We start from the raw sequence: 20,028 nt of genomic DNA, 5'->3' as shown, positions 1-20,028 counted from the left end.
CGCAGGTGATAGACTCGGGAGTTGCTAGTCAGGTGATGCTGGTGATAGCCGTGCCAGACCAACTCAAACACAGGAGGAGAATGTGCACATGCAAACGCAAATGGGCTACAAAGACGCTTCGCTCCCCATTCAGCAGCGGGTTCAGGACCTGCTTGAACGAATGACTACCGCAGAGAAGATCGGGCAGCTGATTCAGCCTATGGGCTGGAGGATGTACAAGAAAGAGACAGATGGCACCGTACAGATAACGGAAGAGTTCAAAGCGGAACTGGCGCAGGGTGGTGTTGGCTCGCTATACGGTGTGCTCAGAGCTGATCCCTGGACAGAGGTCACCCTGGAGACGGGCCTGACACCGCGCCAAGGGGCGGTAGCAACAAATGTGATTCAGCGCTATGCAATAGAGCATTCCCGTTTGGGGATTCCGATTCTGTTCGGAGAAGAGTGCTCCCACGGGCATATGGCGATTGGTTCAACGGTTTTTCCTGTACCGCTGACAGTAGGCAGTACGTGGAATACCGAGCTGTATCACAGTATGTGTGAGGCGATTGCTGTGGAGACCCGGAGTCAGGGCGGCGCAGCCACGTATTCTCCAGTGCTGGATGTCGTGCGTGACCCGAGATGGGGACGGACGGAGGAATGTTTTGCCGAGGACCCGTATCTGATCGGGCAGTTTGCCGTGGAAGCGATCTACGGATTGCAGGGGGAACGCCTGGATTCCAACCATACCGTAGTGGCGACACTTAAACATTTTGCAGCATACGGCAGCTCGGAGGGAGGACGCAACGCAGCACCTGTGCACATGGGCATGCGTGAGCTGCATGAGATCGATCTGCTGCCGTTCAAACAAGCAGTGGAAGCCGGAGCCTGCTCGGTCATGACCGCTTATAACGAGATTGATGGCGTACCCTGTACGTCCAGTACGTATCTGCTTCATGACCTTTTGCGGGAGGAGTGGGGCTTTGACGGATTTGTAATTACGGATTTTGGAGCCATTCAGATGCTGGTGAACGGACATAACACGGCTGAGAACGGCGAACAGGCTGTAGCACAGTCTCTTCGGGCAGGTGTAGATATGGAAATGTCGGGTTTCATGTACCGCAAACATCTGGCACAGGCACTGGAGCAGGGTTTATTGGAGGAGAAGGAGCTGGACCTGGCTGTACAGCGGGTGCTGGAGAAGAAATTCAGGCTGGGCTTGTTCGAGCAGCCATATGTTGATCCTGATTTTGCTGAACGTGTGATTGGCTGTGAGGAGCATGTGCAGCTTGCGAGAGAAGTGGCACAAGAGGGCATCGTACTGCTGAAAAATGAAGGCAATGTGCTCCCGCTTGCTGCACAAGGCATTAAACTGGCTGTCATCGGGCCGAACGCCAATCATATGTATAACCAGCTTGGAGACTATACGTCACCACAGCCAAGGGAGCAGATTGTCACGGTGCTGGATGGTATTAAACGCAAGCTTGGAGCCAGTTCGGATCAGGTGCTGTACGCACCCGGATGCCGCATCAAGGGAGATTCAAGAGAAGGATTCCCGCAGGCGCTTGCTTTTGCCGAGCAGGCAGATGTGATCGTCATGGTCATGGGCGGATCAAGTGCGCGTGATTTTGGCGAAGGTACGATTGATCTGCGCACGGGTGCGTCTGTGGTGACAGATGATCCGTGGAATGACATGGAATGCGGGGAAGGCATTGACCGCTCGTCATTGAATCTGATGGGGGTGCAGCTGGAACTGGTGCAGGAAGTATATAAACTGGGGAAACCGGTTGTTGTGGTCTATATTAATGGACGCCCGATTGCCGAGCCTTGGATTGACGAGCATATCCCAGCGATTGTGGAAGCGTGGTACCCGGGGCAGGAGGGTGGAAATGCCGTTGCGGATATCCTGTTCGGGGATGTGAATCCATCCGGTCGTCTGACGGTTTCCATTCCCAAGCATGAGGGACAGCTTCCCGTGTACTATCATGCCAAGCGGACGCGCGGCAAAAGGTATCTGGAGATGGACCTTGCGCCGCAGTACGCGTTTGGACATGGGCTGAGCTATACGCAATTCAAGTATGACAACGTGAGAGTTACCCCGGAGGTCATCGGGCCAGATGAGCAGGCCGAGGTGCAAGTGGAGGTTACGAACATTGGAGAAGTGGCAGGCAAAGAGGTTGTGCAGCTGTACATCACCGATGTGTCGGCTTCTGTCACCCGGGCAGAGATATCATTGAAAGGTTTTCGCAAAATCCATCTGGAGCCAGGGGAGACTCGTACAGTGACGTTCCCTGTGCATAAGGAACATCTAGCCCTGATCGACTCCCGTCTCCAGTCCATCGTAGAACCGGGTGAATTCAAGCTGATGGTCGGACGCAGCTCGGTGGACTGGACGGCATGCAGTCTGCAGGTACAGCAAGTGGAGGTGACCGTATGATTCGAATTCAACGATTCATTGAAGATATCAAGCATCGGCAGTGGCTGGATGTGGTAGAACTTCCAGAGTGGCAGATGCAGCGAGCCCGATATATGCTGCCGGGAGAATATGAGTACGTGGTGGAGGCAACAGTAACGCAGCCTTTAAATCCGTTAAACAGCACGCACGGAACAACCTATTTTCTGAGCAAAACCGTGCAGATTCCCGAGACGTGGCAGGGCCAGGCTGTCGGATTTCTTTTTGAAGCGGGCGGGGAAGGTTTGCTCAAGGTGAATGGGGTTCCTTATCACGGACTGGATCGCAATCATTCCTTTGTGCCTCTGCCAATAGAGCGTGTGGGCGCTGAACCGAAGCTGGAGATCGAACTGTATGACCCGATCCCTGAACCGCATGATCCGCTCAATCGGCAGGCAGTGATTCAGCCTCCCATTCAGGGGATACGAGCTGCACTGGTGCATGTGAATCAACCGCTCCAGAGCCTGATGTACAGCATAATGGTGCTCTCCGAATCGTTGCAGGTCCTGCCGGAGAAAGATGCCAAGCGCACAGCACTGATCCGGGCAATGCATCAGGTGATGGATGAGATGAATCATGAGCCGTGTCGTTGGCAGGATGGAATGTGGCTGCAGGAACTGGAGCAGAGACTCGCTCAGCACGTACAGCAGGCAGACCCGGAGCAGTACCGAAGCGGCTTTATGCATCTGGTTGGACAGTCTCACATTGATGTGGCCTGGCTCTGGCCTGTACGGGAGACGGTGCGCAAGTCGAGCCGAACGTTCTCTACGATGTGCACACTGATGGACACGTACCCGGATTTTGTGTATTCCCAGAGCCAGCCCCAGTTATATGCTTTTGTGAAGGAGCATTATCCAGAGCTGTATGAACGGGTGAAGGCTCGGATTGCCGAAGGGCGTTGGGAGCTTGTTGGCGGCATGTGGGTGGAGCCGGACTTGAACATTCCAAGCGGGGAATCGCTTGTGCGCCAGATTTTGTATGGGCAGCAGTTTTATCAGTCAGAGTTTGGCAAGCGTTCAAATATCGAGTGGCTGCCCGATACGTTTGGGTATTGCGCTTCACTGCCGCAGATTTTGCGGCTTGCGGACATTCCTTATTTTATGACCACCAAATTAAACTGGAATGATACGAATGTGTTCCCGTATGATCTGTTCGACTGGGTAGGGATTGACGGTACATCCGTGCTGGCTTACCTCAACCATGGTGTGAACGAGCATACACGTCCCAAGGATGTTGATGAGCACTGGCAGTCCTTCAAACAAAAGGACGTACATCCGGAGCAGATGCTGCTCTATGGTCATGGCGATGGCGGCGGCGGTGTGACGCATGAGATGGTGGAGTTTGCCGAGCGTGCTCACCTGATGGTGGGGCAGCCTGTCAGCAGATTCAGCACGGCCGGGGCATTTTTTGAAGGCATTGAGGCAGGTGAACCGACACTGCCGAAGTGGCATGGTGATCTGTATCTGGAGCTGCACCGCGGAACCTATACAACCCATGCGAGGAACAAACGAAGTAATCGCAAGGCCGAGGTGCTCTATCGCGAAGCAGAGATCTGGAGCCAGTTCGGGGCAGATGACAACAGGGTCACGCATAACAAGGGAGTACTGGATGAAGGCTGGAAGCTGATGATGCTGAATCAGTTCCATGACATCATCCCGGGCACGTCCATCCCTGAAGTATACGTTACCTCTGCCGAGGAATATACGAAGGTGTTTTCCATGGGCAATGACGTCCTACAGCATACACTTGGCGCACTCACCAACACCGTTACAACAGATGAAGTACCTGGCACACCGTACGTGATCTTCAACAGCCTTGGCTGGGAGCGCAGTGAAGTGATCTGCATCTCCGGGGGAGCGGAGCTGGCCGGAATGATAGCGTATGATTGCCCTGGCAATCGTTTGGTTAGTGAGGCCGAGCATTATGAAGGCGGGGCAAGTCTGCATATTCTTGTTCCTTCCATTCCGGCTTTCGGGTACAGCACGATATGGCTTCGAGAGTCGGAGGACGTTATTTCGATCGCGGAGCAATCCGGATTGGAGCCAATTCCTGCTCGATGGGAAACTGCATTTTACACGCTGGAGTTCAACGACTTGGGCGAGATCACGAGATGGTATGACAAAACGGTAGAACGTGAATGGCTGAAGCCGGGAGACAAAGCGAATGAATGGCAGCTTTTCCATGACCGACCGACATACTGGGATGCGTGGGACATTGATCCGCGATTTGAATCGCAGCGGGCGGGGACTGTTCAGCTCGTATCCAGAGAGGTTGTACAGCGCAGCGCTGTGCAGGATGTACTGCGTTTTCGCTGGCAGCTGAACGATTCGCAGATTAGCCAGGATGTGATTCTGTATCATCACCAGCGCCGGGTAGATTTCAAGACAAGTGTAGACTGGAACGAGAGCCACAAGCTGCTCAAGGTAGCATTCCCGGCAGATTTGGTGGCAGCCAAAGCAACGTATGAGATTCCGTTTGGTGCCTTGGAACGTGCGACCCATAACAATACAAGCTGGGAACGGGCACAGTTTGAGGTCTGCGGGCATCGCTGGGCTGATCTTTCGGAGGGTAACAGCGGCATCAGTCTGCTGAACGACTGCAAGTATGGTTATGACATCAAGGATCGGATGATCCGCCTGTCCCTCCTGCGAGCGCCCAAATGGCCGGATGTGCACGCCGATCAAGGGCAGCATGAGTTCACGTACGCTGTACTGCCGCATGCGGGAGACTGGCGTCAGGCGAGTGTTGTGCAGCGCGCCATGGAGCTGAATCATCCTGTGCAGGTTGTTGCGGCGACTCCGCATAGGGGCACCCAGCCTTCCAGACACAGCTGGCTTCAATTCCAGAGTGAACATGTCATTCTGGATACAATCAAGGTATCGGAAGACGGAACAGGCGCAGTGCTCCGATTCTATGAATCAAGTGGAGGGCGGGAGAAGGTGCAGGTGAAGTGGAGTGAACAGCATGTCCGTGCGTCCATCATCAATCTGCTGGAGGATGAGTTAGAGTCGCTTGCCTGTGAAGACGGAGCTTTTGAACTGACCTTCAGGCCCTTTGAGATCAAATCGGTGAAGCTTGTTCCATTGAGCTGATGTATATAATAGGTATCGAACGTACAATGGGCTGAGCGTGTTTAAAAAACAGGATTATCCATCCAATCATTCGCGGGAGGTACGACATGAAATTAACGAACAAGATCGGTGTCATCGTGGATAGCTTTGGCGTAGGGGTCAGGGAAGGGCTGATCAAAGCCAAGGACGCAGGTGCAGAAGGTGTGCAGATCTATGCGGTGAAGGGGGAGATGGACCCCGAAAATCTGTCTGCTGCGGCACGTAAAGAGCTTCGAAGCTACATTGATGGTCTGGGGCTCGAGATTTCAGCGCTGGTTGGCGATCTGGGCGGTCACGGCTTTCAGGTTCAGGCGGATAATGCATGGAAAGTGGAAAAATCGAAGCGAATTGTCGATCTGGCTCTTGAGCTGGGCACAAATATTGTAACTACGCATATCGGGATTGTCCCGCATGATGCCTCCTCAGAGGTATATGCCACCCTGCACGCCGCTTGTGAGGAGCTGGGGCAATATGCGAAAAGCGCAGGCGCCTACTTTGCCATTGAGACTGGACCGGAAACGGCTGCTGATCTGAAAGGCTTTCTGGACACACTCTCCACAAACGGAGTGTCCGTCAATTTTGACCCGGCCAATATGGTGATGGTCACCGGGGATGATCCGGTGCAGGGTGTGAAGCTGCTCAAGGATTACATCGTGCACACCCATGTGAAGGACGGTTTGCGTCTGAAAGAGGTTGATCCGCGCGATGTATACGGTGCGGTGGGGTATGCGCCTATGGATCATGAAAAAATTGCTGAAATGGTCGCTTCGGGTACCTTTTTCCGGGAAGTGCCGCTGGGTGAAGGGGCAGTTGATTTTGATGCGTATTTTGCCGCACTGCAGGAGATTGGGTATAAGGGGTATTTGACTATTGAGCGTGAGGTAGGTCACCAGCCGGAAGTGGACATTCGTAAAGCCGTGCAATTCATTGAGCGATATCGACGATAGGGAGTGGAGCAGATGAAGATTGGCCTGAGCACGTACAGTTTGTTGAATGATCTGAATTCGGGAGCCATGACGGTGCTGGATGTCATTGACTGGATTGCAGCAAACGGCGGCGAGCATATGGAGATGGTGCCTTACGGATATACCGTGGAGGACAATCATGAGCTTGCCCATGCCATTCGGGAGCGAGCCGCAGCTGCGGGCATCGAGCTGTCGAACTATTCCATGCCGGCTAATTTTGTGCAGGAGACAGAAGAGGCTTTTGAAGAAGAGGTGGCCCGGGTCAAGAGACATGTGGATGTGGCACACCTTATGGGTGTTCGGCATCTGCGCCATGACGTTACTGCCTTCAGGCTGCCGAAGGAGAGTACAACGATTGCCTGGTTCGAGCAGCATCTGCCGCTGATGGTCAGAGGAAGCCAGATCATTGCGGATTACGCAGCTCAGTATGGAATGACTACTACGATTGAGAATCACGGCTTCAGCGTACAGGCCAGTGATCGGGTACAGCGGGTGCTGCATGCTGTCGATCGACCAAACTTCAAAACGACGCTGGATATCGGCAATTTTATGTGTGTGGATGAGAACCCGATCATCGGAGTGATGAACAATCTGCCGTATGCTTCGCTTATCCATTTCAAAGACTTCTACTTCCGTCCATATGACGAGCATCCAGGGGAAGGGGAGTGGTTCACGACAACCTATGGCAACTTCCTGCGTGGTGCAATTGTAGGTCAAGGGGATATTCCTATTCGCAAAATCGTCAAGCTGATCAAAGACTCCGGCTATGATGGCAATATCACGGTGGAGTTCGAAGGCATGGAGGAATGCAAAGCCGCTTCCAAAATCGCCATGGACAATCTGCGCCGCTTCTGGGACGAAGCCTAAAATGGGTTGCCAGAGTATGCTGTGCAAATATCAAATGACATGTTATCCCTTCCGGGCCGCGAGATCGCGGCTCTTTTTGACATGTGGAGCAAAGCCTTTTCCAATAAACACCTGAGAGTCACGGGTGAGGCATAAGTTCCAATGATCACAAGTATGGTATACTGAGTGTATTCAGCCTGAACATAACTGGCTATGGATAGGAGAGGTACAGATCTATGCAGGTATTTGAGGACTGGAACCAGAAGGTAAAGAAGACCTTTAACGCAACGAATCCCGAAGTGGTGCTGACAGTGACTGAAGCGGGCAACCTGCTGGGGCTGAGTAAAGACCAGATGAAGCTGTATGTTGATAAAAATAAACTCACCAAGGTACCTATTATGAGAAGTGTGCATCGATACCTTTTGTTAAAAAGTGAGATCGATCGTATTGTGAAGGCCTGATCAATCATAGAATACAAGGCGGTGCCTCCCTGTTCAGCAGGGTACTAACAGAATAAAACATTTACAGCCACTTGACCGATAATGCTCGGAAGAGTGGCTTTTTTTTGAATAGAGAAGATATGGTGAGAGCAGGGAATATCTTTAGCATATTTGGAGAAATATAGCTCTGTCAAGGCGTGCGAATATAGTGGGAAATTTGTGCTTGTCAGCGGACGATGCATTCCTATATACTCTTGTCGCAACGAGCCTGTACCATATGATTAAATGAATTCAAGGAGATGAACAATCCATGGCAATTAGCTTGAATGTGTACCTTGTAACCAACGGGAATGGGCGTGAAGCTGTCGAGTTCTATAAAGAGGCATTTGGTGCGGAAGTGCTTGCAATGCAGACTTTCGGAGAAGGTCCATCCAGTCCGGATCATCCGATTCCGCCGGAAGCCAAAGACTGGATTATGCATGCTTCTTTGCAAATTGGAAGCTCGGTGCTGATGTTGTCGGACACACTGCCCGGTATGCCGCACACCGTTGGAGATAATATCACGATTACAGTCAATACGGACACGGCTGAGGAAGCGAAGAACATTTTCCGTAAACTTGAAGTGGGCGGTAAAGTGAATATGCCGATTCAGGAGACGTTCTGGAGCCCGGCTTACGGTAATGTAACCGACAAGTTTGGCGTGCTGTTCCAAATCAGTGCAGCAGCAGAACAAGCCTGAGTATCTCGTTAAACGGGGATTGTATCATTTCTGGTATGGGAAAACGGATCGGCATGTTGCTGAATAAAGGCTGGGGAATACAGCCAATTCATAAGTAATTGCTAAAAAAACCTCCATCAGCTACAAGTAGCATGGAGGTTTTTCGGGTTAATTTTTCATAAAAATAGAAACTATTCTTCCTTCTGAATCTTGGACGGGTTGTTGATTTTATAAGGCACCGGGTTGCGGGTCAGCTTTTTCTTGATGATTTTCGCTTCAAACGTGAGCACGTCACCGACCTCCAGCTCCTGCTTCTTCATCGTTGCACTATGGCTGGACCACGCGTCACCGACCTCGATCACTTCCGGCTCCGTAATAGTGACGGATTCGTAAATGATGACCTCATCGTCATTATCCGAGAAATGATTCGGTACCGTCGTAAATTCTTTGACCACTGCGCTCATCTTCACTTTGCCATCGGGCAGATCAATTTTGACGGCTTTGGCCTTCGGTGCCGCTTTGGTTTTAGGTTTGGCTTCTGCATCTGTACCTGTACCGCTCTGAGGACCGATGTATTCCTCCACCAGGCCATCAGGGTCACCCTTGAGTCTGGAGGATGATTCCTCGCTATCTTCATCTTCTTCCATATCATAAGAACGGGCCGGTGCGTCAGCTTGATCAGAGGTATCGGCAGGCTCAGCGGTTTGTTCAATAGCTTCAGCACTTTGGCCTGATGCATCCTGTTCGGTTCCTGGCTCTGTCCCCGCTCCGCTTAGTCCTCGTGTGCTGTAGCCGGAGGCCTGCATTTCTTTCAGATACGAAGGGTGAATACAATGCTTTTGTCCGTTATCCAGCTCGATGACTGCCGTCATGTGATCTACAAAGCCGAGAATGGTGCAGGGCAGATTCTGTCCGTTTCCTTTATAATAGAACGTTTTGAGTTTGGTGGCTTTGGCCGAGATCAGGCCCCACTCCTGACATTTGGCTATTAACTCTTGCTCGTTATCCAGTGCGTAATAATCCGGTGGTTCAATGGTAAAAGCGTATGTCATATCGAATTTCCGCCTTTCAGCTGCTCTTATGTTCATCGTTTCCAAATTAACACCAGTGTATCACAATTAGAACCCCGAAAGATGCAGATTCTGAAAGCTCGGGTGCAGAGGGCTGTGCTATAATTTGATCAAAATGTGGGTTGGAGTCTCTGTCAGATGCATGTCCGTGAAGGCCATCGTTAATTAAATCTACACAACTGAAATGCTTGATACATACTTGAGGAAGGGTGGTTTTGGTGGAGAAAAAGGTAAATCATCAAGCCCTGTGGCTGGCGGTCGGCTTGGCAATCGGGGTCAGTATCGGTACAGCCACCGGGCAGATCGGGCTGGGTATCGCATTTGGCGCTGCGCTGGGGGTGGTCATCGGTTCAGTGGTTAGCAAGCGAACAGGCGCTGATTCGCATGACATGTTAAGCGAGCATGTGTTGGAACTGCACAAAACGCAGGATTGGGAAGAGGTGCTTCTCGATTCCCGGGAGCATCCGGTGCTTCTGTTGAAACACAGCACTACCTGCCCTGTCAGCGCGCGTGGGTACCGGGAATTTATGGCTTTTGTCGGCGCCAATGCTTCTGACCCGAAACAAAACATGCAGTATCGCATCGTCAAAGTCATTGAGAACCGTCCGCTGTCACGCCGTATTGCTGAAGAGACCGAGATTCGCCATGAATCCCCGCAGGTGCTGCTGCTGGATCAGGGGCAGGTTGTAGAGCATACGTCACATGGAAAGATCACCAAAAAGCGACTGATGCAATGGGCACAGAGTCATTCACTTTAAAAATATAAGAAAAAAATCATATCTTCTACGCTGTATATCATTTAAAATAAAAGGAGCCTTTATACCTTCTGAATCGGAGTGATATAGATGGAACAATATAAATTCAAGCCTAAGCATAGCGAGATTATTGTTAAAGCTATTATCGAAGGGTACCGAGAATATATTGAGCACCGTATAGATCGACGAGAGCGGATGGAGATTAGTTCAGCCTTTGCCTGGACAAAGGGGAATTTTATTGAGAGTAAAATCGCAGAATATTTTAAGGAATATGATGGACAGGCATTCACGCATAAAAAGTCCAAAGCAGGTCTAACCTGGGATTACCTTCAATTTACACATAAGGACTCCAAAGTTCTGTTTTTGATTAAAAATGCAGCCTACTTTAATGAAAAATGCTTTTCCCGGGCCAAATTACCTGCAGGCATGGATCGTAAAGATGCACTGCGTACGTATTTACATGACCTGTCGAAAATTAATGCAGATCTGAAATTTCCGACGGACTCTTCATATCATGAATTGCATCAGTCCGAAGAGGTGGTGCAGCTTTCCTTGCCTATTCCATTAAATCAGGTGACTCGTGTAAAAGAAGAGATCAAACAACTATCATCTATGTATAATGAGTTTCATATTCTCACTTATGCTATGGATGATGCATATCAAATCTCCAAGGTAAAGCATTATTTGCCCAATCCGCATGATAATATAGCCTATTTGATAGAGGATATGTCTGATCTTATCTCGGGTGCCGAGCTTGATGATCGTGAACGCGAGGTCCTCGCGCCTGATTCGGATGGCATGCTTGATCCGGCAGCTTATGATATTGAAATATTGGAAGAAGAACGGCAGGGGTAACCCACCCCGTAGTCTAGTAAGGAGGGAACCGTGTGTTCATGGGTGAAAATCTGACCAATCTGCGCATCATGCATGGGTATTCGAGGAAAGAGCTTTCCGAGAAGCTTGGTGTGACTGAGCAGGCGGTCTGGCAGTATGAAAATGCGTACACTTCCCCCAAAGTGCCGATTGTGAATGAATTGATACGAATTTTCAGCGTCAAAAGCAAATATTTTTACGAGAAGGATATGCTCGCCAGGCAAAATAATGCGACCAACATCAATGTGATGAACATCGCGTATCGGTCCAAGGTAATGAATGTGATCTCCAAGACACAAACGGAGGCCAAACATGTAGAGTATCTGGATACGTTTGTTAACTATATTACCTCTCAGATCAGTCTTCCCACCTTGAAGATCATTGAGCTCAGGGAAGAAGCGATCCAATATATGAATCATTCACACGAGGATCGCCCTACCCAAATTCAATATGTGGCAAAGCTCGCGCGGCAGCGATTAAATCTGGAGCCAGCGACCAACGAGAATCTGATGTTCTGGATTGAAAAGAGCGGAGTCTACGTCTTCGAGAAGGCGATTGGTGAAGGGATTGATGCATACAGTCTGTGGACGAGAAAGGATCGCCCGTTCATTATATTGGGTAACATCAAACGATCGGCAGTACGCCGAAATTTTGATATCGCTCATGAGCTTGGTCATCTGTTGCTTCACTATCGTCAGGAGTTTGTGAGTCTGGATCGGAAAGAGCACAAAGAGATTGAAAATGAAGCCAATCTGTTTGCCGGTGCATTTTTGTTGCCAGAAGAAGAGTTTGCACAGGATATAAAGGCTATCCCCCAATTAACCAATCCTGATCATTATCTTGAATTAAAAAATAAGTGGAAAACATCGTTGCAAGTGTTAGGTTATCGTGCCGCCAACCTGGGACTGATGGATGCCAAATCGCATCGTAATTTTTATGCCGCGATGCACCGAAGAGGGTATTTGGAGAGAGAGCCGTTTGACCAGACGATTCCCTTGCAGACACCGATGCGGATTCGGACGATCATTGATCTTCTTGCCAAGAAAGGGCTTGTCGATATTCGACATATGATCGAGCAGGACTGGAAGGTGGAGACGTCCTTCTTTCATCATCTGACCGGGATCAAAACAGAGTTTTTTAACAGCTACATGACGAATCGTTCAACAGCTACCATTCGGGATATGAAGAATATACCGACCTAGAATAGTATCACCTGAAGTTCTACAAATGAAGGAAGCGCCAATCTGGCTCAGATTTCTCCATATTTACGAGAGACCCGTTTTTTTCAGCTTGCCGCTGAGAAGAACGGGTCTTTTTTACGCTTTTTTTACAGCAGTGGCGGCATATCTTTACCCCCTTTTTACAGCGTTTCGTAATACGATTTTGACTGTAGCAAGGCAGACTCAGGCTTGAATTTATATTGTCCATCTGAACGGTAGAGAGGATGAAGGGCGCATGGTCAATGATGCAACGATGGTTGGACTGATTCTCCTGTTATTTGTAGTGTTCTGGGGATTTGTGAAATTTTGCGAGAAGGCCTGAGGGCAGGGAGGGTGAGCTCGAATCATGATTTTTATCGGCATGCTTGTGCTTGGATTGATCATCTATCTCGGGTATGTGCTGGTGAAGCCTGAGAAATTTTGAGGCAGCTGTTCGGACAATGCACCGAAAAACGAGCGGAGATAGGGATATAAAGGTCAGGGCAATGTTGAGGTTGATTAGGGAGGATATACAGATATGGGTATCGGTGTAGTGCAAGTTGTAGTAACGTTGCTGATCATTTTGCTGCTGGTAAAGCCGGCAGGCAGTTATCTGGTGAAGGTGTTTGACAGGCAGCGAACAGGACTTGATCGTGTGTTTGGCGGGCCGGAGCGATTGTTATATCGGCTGATGGGTGTGCGGGAAGAAGAATCCATGGGGTGGAAACAATACGCAGCCGCTGTGCTCACCTCCAATGCGGTCATGCTAATCCTGATGTTTCTTGTGCTGAGACTGCAAAGGTTTTTGCCGCTCAATCCGGACGGAATCGAGAATATGCCTGCGGCGCAGGCGTTTAATACAGCGGTATCGTTTATGACCAATACGAACTGGCAGTCGTATACGGGCGAGAATGCCCTTTCGTATCTATCGCAGCTGCTGGCCGTGACGTTTCCAATGTTCACATCGGCGGCTACGGGCTTCGCCGTAGCGATTGCCTTTATTCGCGGGCTGGTGGGATGCAGGGATGATCTAGGCAACTTTTATGTCGACCTGGTTCGGTCGATTACCCGTATTTTTTTACCGCTGAGCTTCGTTGTGGCCTTGTTTCTTGTGTTCCAGGGAGTGCCGCAGACGCTGGCAGGTGCGGTGAATGCAACGACGTTGGAGGGTGCACAGCAGACGATTACCCGCGGTCTGGTTGCTTCGCTGGAGTCGATCAAACATATCGGAACCAATGGTGGCGGCTGGTTCGGCACGAACGCAGCGCATCCATTCGAGAATCCGACGGCCCTGAGCAATCTGGTGCATATCGTTTGTATGATGCTGCTTCCCACAGCACTCGTCTATGCATTTGGCTTGATGGTGAACAACCGGAAGCAGGGATGGGCCATTTTCGGGGCGATGGGTTTCCTGTTCCTCGTCATGCTTACAACCGTGTTTGTGTCGGAGTATCGAGGTGTGCCAGCGCTGGATGCTGCGGGACTGCAGGGCAATATGGAGGGCAAAGAGGTCCGGTTTGGCATTCCCGAGTCGGCTTTGTTTACGGCGGTGACCACGGCGGCAACGACAGGTTCGGTCAACAATATGCATGAGTCGCTTACTCCGCTTGGCGGTCTGGTTCCGCTTGCCCAGATGATGCTGAACAACGTATTTGGCGGGAAGGGGGTCGGTCTGTTAAACGGCCTGCTCTATGTGATCATTGCGGTATTTATCTGCGGGCTGATGGTGGGGCGGACACCGGAGTTTCTGGGCAAAAAAATCGAAGGCAAAGAGATCAAGCTGGCCTGTATCGCCTTGCTGATCCATCCGTTAATTATTCTCGCACCATCTGCGCTCGCCTTGATGCGGCCTGAGGCCGTGGCTTCCATCTCCAACGGTGGAACACATGGGCTGGCCGAGGTGCTGTACGCATTTGCCTCCGGGGCTGCCAATAACGGATCGGCATTTGCCGGATTAAATGCCAATACGGATTTTTACAATATCGCGATCGGTATCGTCATGCTGCTGGGCAGATATGTCTCGATGATCGCCATGCTAGCGATTGCAGGCTCACTTGCCGTAAAACGGATTGTGCCTGTTACTACAGGTACACTAAGGACGCATACCCCGCTCTTTGCCGGCATTCTGGTCATGATGATTGTTGTGGTGGGCGCATTGACGTTTTTTCCTGCACTTGCTCTCGGTCCGATTGCCGAGCATCTGGCGATGGTTCACTGAATTTACGTTAAAAAGATGCCTTAAAAAGATGCAGTGAGAAGATGCATTTGGAAGATACAGTAAGAGATACATTGGGAAGATTCAGTAAGAAGGTACAGTATGGAGGTGGCATTCACGATGAATGCAATGGAGTGTAAGAAGGAGCAAAACATACAGCGAACGGTTAATGCCGAAGAGAATATAACGCATAATGGCACATGGAATGCGGACACTGAGTTGCCTAAGGTCAAAACAAATATTGAGCCGCAGCATCAACCCCAAAATAATCTACAACGTGATCCTGGATCGAAGAGGTCTTTGTCTTTGGACAAACAGATGCTGCTCCAGGCGATCCGAGATGCATTCAAAAAGCTCAATCCGATGGTTATGATCAAAAATCCGGTAATGTTCATTGTGGAGGTCGGCACGTTCATCACGCTGCTGTTATGTATTGATCCCAATCTATTCACCGCGTCTGAGGCAGGACGGGGATACAACGTAGCCGTATTTTTCATTTTGCTCTTCACGCTGCTATTTGCAAACTTTGCCGAGGCACTGGCAGAAGGGCGAGGTAAAGCCCAGGCGGATACACTGCGCAAGACCAAATCGGAGACGTTAGCCTATCTGGTGCAGAAGGACGGAACTTTGAAACAAGTGGCTTCGACCCAGTTGAAAAAAGGGGATTTCGTCCGCGTGGAAGCAGGTCAGCTCATTCCAACGGACGGGGAGATTGTTGAAGGCCTGGCCTCTATCGACGAATCGGCCATTACAGGTGAATCTGCACCGGTTATCAAGGAAGCGGGCGGTGATTTCTCTTCCGTGACCGGGGGTACACGGGTCACTTCGGACTACATTATTATGCGAGTGCAGACAGATCCGGGTGAATCGTTTCTGGATCGCATGATCTCCCTCGTTGAAGGGGCACAGCGTCAGAAAACACCGAACGAGATTGCGCTGACAACCCTGCTCGCTGTGCTGACGCTTATCTTCCTGATTGTCATTGTGACGATGGTTCCTATGGCCGATTATCTTGGCATTCATCTGGATCTGGCAACCCTGATTGCCCTGCTCGTTTGCCTGATTCCGACGACGATCGGCGGCTTGCTGTCGGCCATCGGTATTGCAGGCATGGATCGGGTGACACAGTTTAACGTACTCGCCATGTCAGGCAAAGCGGTGGAAGCCGCTGGTGACATTGACACGTTGATTCTGGACAAAACAGGCACGATTACGTACGGCAATCGTATGGCTTTCGAATTTACCCCGGTGCAAGGTGTGACGACAGCCGAACTGGCTCAGGCGGCGCTTCAAGCTTCTGTTAGAGACGAGACTCCCGAAGGCCGTTCCGTTGTAGAGCTGGCAGGCAAGCAGGGGCACAGCTGGGCGGAGAGTCATTACGCGGGAGCGGAGAGTGTGGAGTTTACCGCCGAGACACGGATGTCTGGTCTGAATTTGACTGATGGAACGAGGATTCGCAAGGGCGCAGTGGATGCAATCAAACGGTATGTAGTCTCTGAAGGTGGCCGTGTACCGGGTGATCTGGAGGAGATGGCAGCACGAATAGCCAAAGCCGGGGGTACACCGCTGGCTGTAGCGATCAATAATCGTATCTTTGGTGTGATTTATTTGAAGGACACGGTGAAGCCGGGACTCAAGGAGAAATTTGCAGAGATGCGTGCAATGGGCATCAAAACCATAATGTGTACAGGAGATAACCCGCTTACGGCAGCGACGATTGCACTTGAAGCGGGCGTGGATGATTTTATCGCGGAGGCGAAGCCCGAGGACAAGATTGCAGCGATCAAAAAAGAGCAGCAGGAGGGCAAGCTCGTCGCCATGACGGGTGATGGCACCAATGATGCTCCTGCTCTGGCGCAGGCCGATGTTGGCCTGGCGATGAACTCGGGAACCATGGCGGCCAAGGAAGCGGCCAATATGATTGATCTGGACTCTGACCCGACCAAGCTGCTATCGGTCGTCTCCATAGGCAAGCAGCTGCTCATTACTCGCGGGGCGCTGACGACCTTTTCCATATCCAATGATATTGCCAAATATTTTGCCATCATTCCGGCCATGTTCATTCTCGCCATGCCACAGCTTCAGGCGCTGAACATTATGAGACTGGCATCCCCGCAGACTGCAATCCTGTCCGCCTTGATTTTCAACGCCATTATTATTCCGTTGTTGATCCCGATTGCCATGAAGGGCGTGAAATATCGGGCAATGTCTGCCGAACGGCTGCTAGGGCGTAACGTGTTCATTTACGGTTTAGGTGGGGTGATCGTACCTTTTGTGGGTATCAAGCTGATTGATCTGGTGCTGTCGGGTTTGATGTGATTCAGGGTGAAAGTTGCCGGACTGCTTGATTGGAATTGATCCATTAAATCTATTCAGGACGTGATATGTATGAAAATGTTTATACCCGCTTTGCGGTTGTCCGTAGTGCTGATGTTACTCTGTGGTCTTGCCTACCCTCTCCTGACGACGGGAGTTGCGCAGTGGCTGTTTCCAGCTCAGGCGAATGGTAGTCTGATCACACAGGATGGAAAAATTATCGGTTCTTCTCTGCTCGCGCAGGAGGTGAAATCGCCGGGGCTGTTCCAGCCCCGGGCATCAAGCGCCAATTATGATGCAACCGCATCGGCAGGGTCTAATCGCGCTGTTGCATCCCCGGAATATATTGCCGAGATGAAGGAAAAGCTGGCTGCTCTCCGCAAGCAGAACCCTGCATCCACGCAGCATATTCCGGCTGATCTGGTGACGGGTTCTGGATCGGGACTTGACCCCGACTTGTCACCTGAGGCTGCTAAAGTGCAGATTCCACGGATTAGCCAAGCGACAGGTTTGAGCGAGCAGCAACTTGCCGAGCTTGTGAAGCGACATACGCAGGGCCGCCAGCTAGGCATATTCGGTGAACCACGCGTGAACGTTAACGAACTGAATCTGGCTTTGATAAATGCAGAAAAGTAAGGTGGCTTCGGGAAGGAGGATACAGGTGTGAAGGACAGCTTCAAACGCAAATCTCCTGAGGAGATGCTTCGTATGATCTCGAAGCTGCACGAGGGTACACTTAAAATTTACATCGGGCCAATCAGTGGTTCGGGCAAAACCTATCACATGCTTCGGGACGGCAACCATCTGCGTGAGCAGGGCGTAGATGTCGTAATTTGCGCTGTGTCCACGATGAGAAGACCGGAAACGGTAGAACAGCTCGGCGAGCTTGAACGTGTACCCAGCATTCACTGGATCAGACGCAGTGATGGAGCAGAGATGAAGGATCTGAATCTGGATGCTTTGCTGGTGCGCAATCCCGAGGTTGTACTGGTTGACGGGCTTGCCCATCGGAACCGGGTGGGGGCAGCACACGCGACCCGGCTGGAGGATATCCGCTTTTTGCTGCGACATAACATCAGTGTCATGACGACAGTGAATGTATATGAGCTGGAGGGTTACACGGAGCTGGCGAGACAGCTGACGGGGGTAAGAGCTATGCACACGGTGCCTGCAGATACGCTGGAGCTCGCGGATGAAGTAAAGCTGATTGATGTTACGCCAGAGGCCTTACTCATTCGCCTGGCCGAAGGACATCTGCAAGATCATGATCATAAGGAATTATTCCGCCAAGGTAACGTAGGGATTTTGCGTGAGCTCGCGTTGAAGCTGGTAGCGGAAGGTGTTAATGAGTCTTTGCGTGAGCATCGGGAGGAGCTGGGCCTCCCTGTCACGACAGGCATTATGGAGCGTATTCTTGTCTCTGCGCAGTATCAATGGAGCGGTTCGATCTACATCCAGCGTGGGCACCAGATTGCTCGCAGATTAAACGGGAGTCTGCATGCTGTTGTGTTCCGTCAGATGAAACAGCCGCTAAGCAAGGAGGCGGCTGTTTTTCGCCGCAGCATGATAAAGCTGGTGGAGAAAATCGGAGGACAGATGCAGGAGCTGCCAATTCTGCATCGCCGCTACATTCCCGCTGCATTGGCGAATTATGCAATAGAACAGCAGATTACCCGAATCGTGATGGGGCATTCCCGGCGTACACGCTGGCAAGAGATATGGCAAGGCTCCATTATTAACTCTCTGCTTCGCCAATTACAGGGGGTGGACCTGCTGCTGGTGGCAGATCGGATAGCATGTGAAGGTGAACGAGTGCTTCCGGCCAAAGTCAGCGATGCAGAACCGCGGACTTACCGCCGACTTAGCGAGCAGGAGATGAAGGAAAAGATTGGATTGATTCGCCGAGGTACGTTCAAAATCTATATCGGAGCTGCTCCGGGCGTGGGCAAAACCTACATGATGCTGCGGGAGGGCAACGATCTGCTGCGGAAAGGCATCGACGTACAGACCGGAATGCTTGAAACGCATGGCAGGGCAGACACCGTGAAGCAGATTGGCTCACTTCCCATCGTTCCGCGGGTGAAGCGCTTGTATCAAGGAACGCAGCTGGAGGAGATGGATACGGAGGCCATATTGCAAAGCCATCCTGAAGTGGTCCTGGTGGATGAACTGGCACATACGAACGTGCCTGGTGGTGCCTGGCACAAGCGTTATGAGGATGTGCTGCAATTGCTGGATGCGGGCATATCTGTTATTACAACCGTGAATGTACAGCATCTTGAAAGTTTGAATGATGCAGTGGAGCATATTACAGGTGTCCGGGTGCGTGAGACTGTTCCTGACCGGATTATTCAATTGGCGGACGAGGTGCAGCTGATTGATGTGGCCCCCGAGGCCTTGCGGCAGCGCATGCGAGAGGGTAAAATCTATGCAGCTGACAAGGTTCCGCAGGCGCTTGCGAATTTCTTCAGAACGGGCAATCTGATTGCGCTGCGAGAACTTGCCCTGCGAGAGCTTGCAGATGTCGTGGATGAACGGCTCGAAGCCCAGCAATCCCCACGAACACTGAGGGGTCCATGGCGTCAGGAGGAGGTCGTGTTTGTCTGTGTCAGCAATGACCGTCACGCCGAGCGCTTGATTCGCAGAGGTTTTCGCATGGCTTATCGTTTGAAGGCGGCCTGGTATGTCCATCATGTGCACATTGGTACAGCGATAAGCTGCGAGCTGCAGGAGCATCTATCCAGCTTGGAGCAGCTTACGGTTCGGCTTGGAGGTTATTTTCACATCCACTACAGCTCCAGGTTGAGGGAAGTTCCGGATATTCTTGCTGCCAAGGCTGCGGAATTGAAGGCAACCCAGCTTGTGGTAGGGCAGGCGAAGCGAGTCTGGTGGCTGAATGGTCATCGGGGCTCCGGCTCCGTTGTCAATCGGCTTGTGCGTCTGTCGAGACATCGGGATGTATTGATTGTGGCAGATGATGACTATAAATAATGAAGATAATGAAGAGCAGTGGAAGACGAATTGTCTATGAATTAAAGATGGATTATCTATGAAAGCAGATGGAATCGAAATTGTCTGATGAAACGGGTGGGA

General features: G+C 51.0%; 15 protein-coding genes. 14 read left to right on the top strand and 1 reads right to left on the bottom strand.

Annotated features, from left to right (window positions below):
• Positions 1–100 precede the first annotated feature (100 nt).
• The 6 genes from IEW26_RS27980 (at position 101) to IEW26_RS27955 (ending at position 8,528) form a co-directional block, all read left to right on the top strand.
• The gene (locus tag IEW26_RS27980) at positions 101–2,413 is read left to right on the top strand and encodes a glycoside hydrolase family 3 N-terminal domain-containing protein (RefSeq protein ID WP_188594793.1); all 2,313 of its coding nucleotides are present in this window, start codon (positions 101–103) and stop codon (positions 2,411–2,413) included.
• Positions 2,410–5,520, top strand: a complete 3,111-nt coding sequence (locus IEW26_RS27975) for an alpha-mannosidase (RefSeq protein ID WP_188594785.1) — start codon at positions 2,410–2,412, stop codon at positions 5,518–5,520. Before IEW26_RS27980 ends, IEW26_RS27975 begins: the two co-directional genes overlap by 4 nt.
• A gap of 86 nt (positions 5,521–5,606) precedes the next feature.
• Entirely contained in the window at positions 5,607–6,485 is an 879-nt protein-coding gene (locus tag IEW26_RS27970) for a sugar phosphate isomerase/epimerase family protein (RefSeq protein ID WP_188594784.1), read from the top strand.
• Between the two features lie 12 nt (positions 6,486–6,497).
• Positions 6,498–7,370, top strand: a complete 873-nt coding sequence (locus IEW26_RS27965) for a sugar phosphate isomerase/epimerase family protein (RefSeq protein ID WP_188594783.1) — start codon at positions 6,498–6,500, stop codon at positions 7,368–7,370.
• Positions 7,371–7,585: 215 nt separating this feature from the next.
• Positions 7,586–7,810, top strand: a complete 225-nt coding sequence (locus IEW26_RS27960) for a DNA-binding protein (protein ID WP_184187048.1) — start codon at positions 7,586–7,588, stop codon at positions 7,808–7,810.
• A gap of 289 nt (positions 7,811–8,099) precedes the next feature.
• Positions 8,100–8,528, top strand: a complete 429-nt coding sequence (locus IEW26_RS27955) for a VOC family protein (protein WP_145405778.1) — start codon at positions 8,100–8,102, stop codon at positions 8,526–8,528.
• Positions 8,529–8,698: 170 nt separating this feature from the next.
• Here the strand turns inward: IEW26_RS27955 and IEW26_RS27950 are convergent, their stop codons facing one another.
• Positions 8,699–9,559 (bottom strand): hypothetical protein, encoded by an 861-nt coding sequence (locus IEW26_RS27950; RefSeq protein ID WP_188594782.1) that lies wholly within the window; start codon positions 9,557–9,559, stop codon positions 8,699–8,701.
• A gap of 236 nt (positions 9,560–9,795) precedes the next feature.
• On the opposite strand from IEW26_RS27950, the gene ytxJ reads away from it, so the two are divergent.
• The 8 genes from ytxJ to IEW26_RS27910 all read left to right on the top strand — a co-directional run bounded on the left by ytxJ (position 9,796) and on the right by IEW26_RS27910 (position 19,926).
• Positions 9,796–10,335 carry a bacillithiol system redox-active protein YtxJ gene (gene ytxJ / locus IEW26_RS27945; protein ID WP_229730087.1) on the top strand — a complete coding sequence of 180 codons (540 nt, stop codon included), beginning with the start codon at positions 9,796–9,798 and terminating at the stop codon, positions 10,333–10,335.
• Between the two features lie 87 nt (positions 10,336–10,422).
• Positions 10,423–11,187, top strand: a complete 765-nt coding sequence (locus IEW26_RS27940; RefSeq protein WP_188594781.1) for a spr1630 family ClpXP-sensitive toxin — start codon at positions 10,423–10,425, stop codon at positions 11,185–11,187.
• 32 nt (positions 11,188–11,219) lie between these two features.
• Entirely contained in the window at positions 11,220–12,407 is a 1,188-nt protein-coding gene (locus tag IEW26_RS27935; protein WP_188594780.1) for a spr1629 family repressor/antitoxin, read from the top strand.
• Positions 12,408–12,771: 364 nt separating this feature from the next.
• Positions 12,772–12,849, top strand: coding sequence for a potassium-transporting ATPase subunit F (locus IEW26_RS30840; protein WP_111270414.1), 78 nt, complete (start codon positions 12,772–12,774; stop codon positions 12,847–12,849).
• A gap of 93 nt (positions 12,850–12,942) precedes the next feature.
• Complete coding sequence (gene kdpA / locus IEW26_RS27925; protein WP_373288595.1) at positions 12,943–14,622, top strand: potassium-transporting ATPase subunit KdpA; 1,680 nt, start codon at positions 12,943–12,945, stop codon at positions 14,620–14,622.
• Between the two features lie 117 nt (positions 14,623–14,739).
• Positions 14,740–16,938, top strand: a complete 2,199-nt coding sequence (kdpB, locus tag IEW26_RS27920) for a potassium-transporting ATPase subunit KdpB (RefSeq protein ID WP_188594779.1) — start codon at positions 14,740–14,742, stop codon at positions 16,936–16,938.
• Positions 16,939–17,007: 69 nt separating this feature from the next.
• Complete coding sequence (gene kdpC / locus IEW26_RS27915; protein WP_188594778.1) at positions 17,008–17,571, top strand: potassium-transporting ATPase subunit KdpC; 564 nt, start codon at positions 17,008–17,010, stop codon at positions 17,569–17,571.
• A gap of 63 nt (positions 17,572–17,634) precedes the next feature.
• Positions 17,635–19,926: a histidine kinase gene (locus tag IEW26_RS27910; protein WP_188594790.1), complete on the top strand. Its 2,292-nt coding sequence runs from the start codon at positions 17,635–17,637 to the stop codon at positions 19,924–19,926.
• Positions 19,927–20,028 lie beyond the last annotated feature (102 nt).

It is taken from the genome of Paenibacillus silvae (genome assembly GCF_014639235.1).
Lineage (GTDB): Bacteria > Bacillota > Bacilli > Paenibacillales > Paenibacillaceae > Paenibacillus > Paenibacillus silvae.
This window is presented reverse-complemented; position numbering and strand designations above follow the sequence as displayed.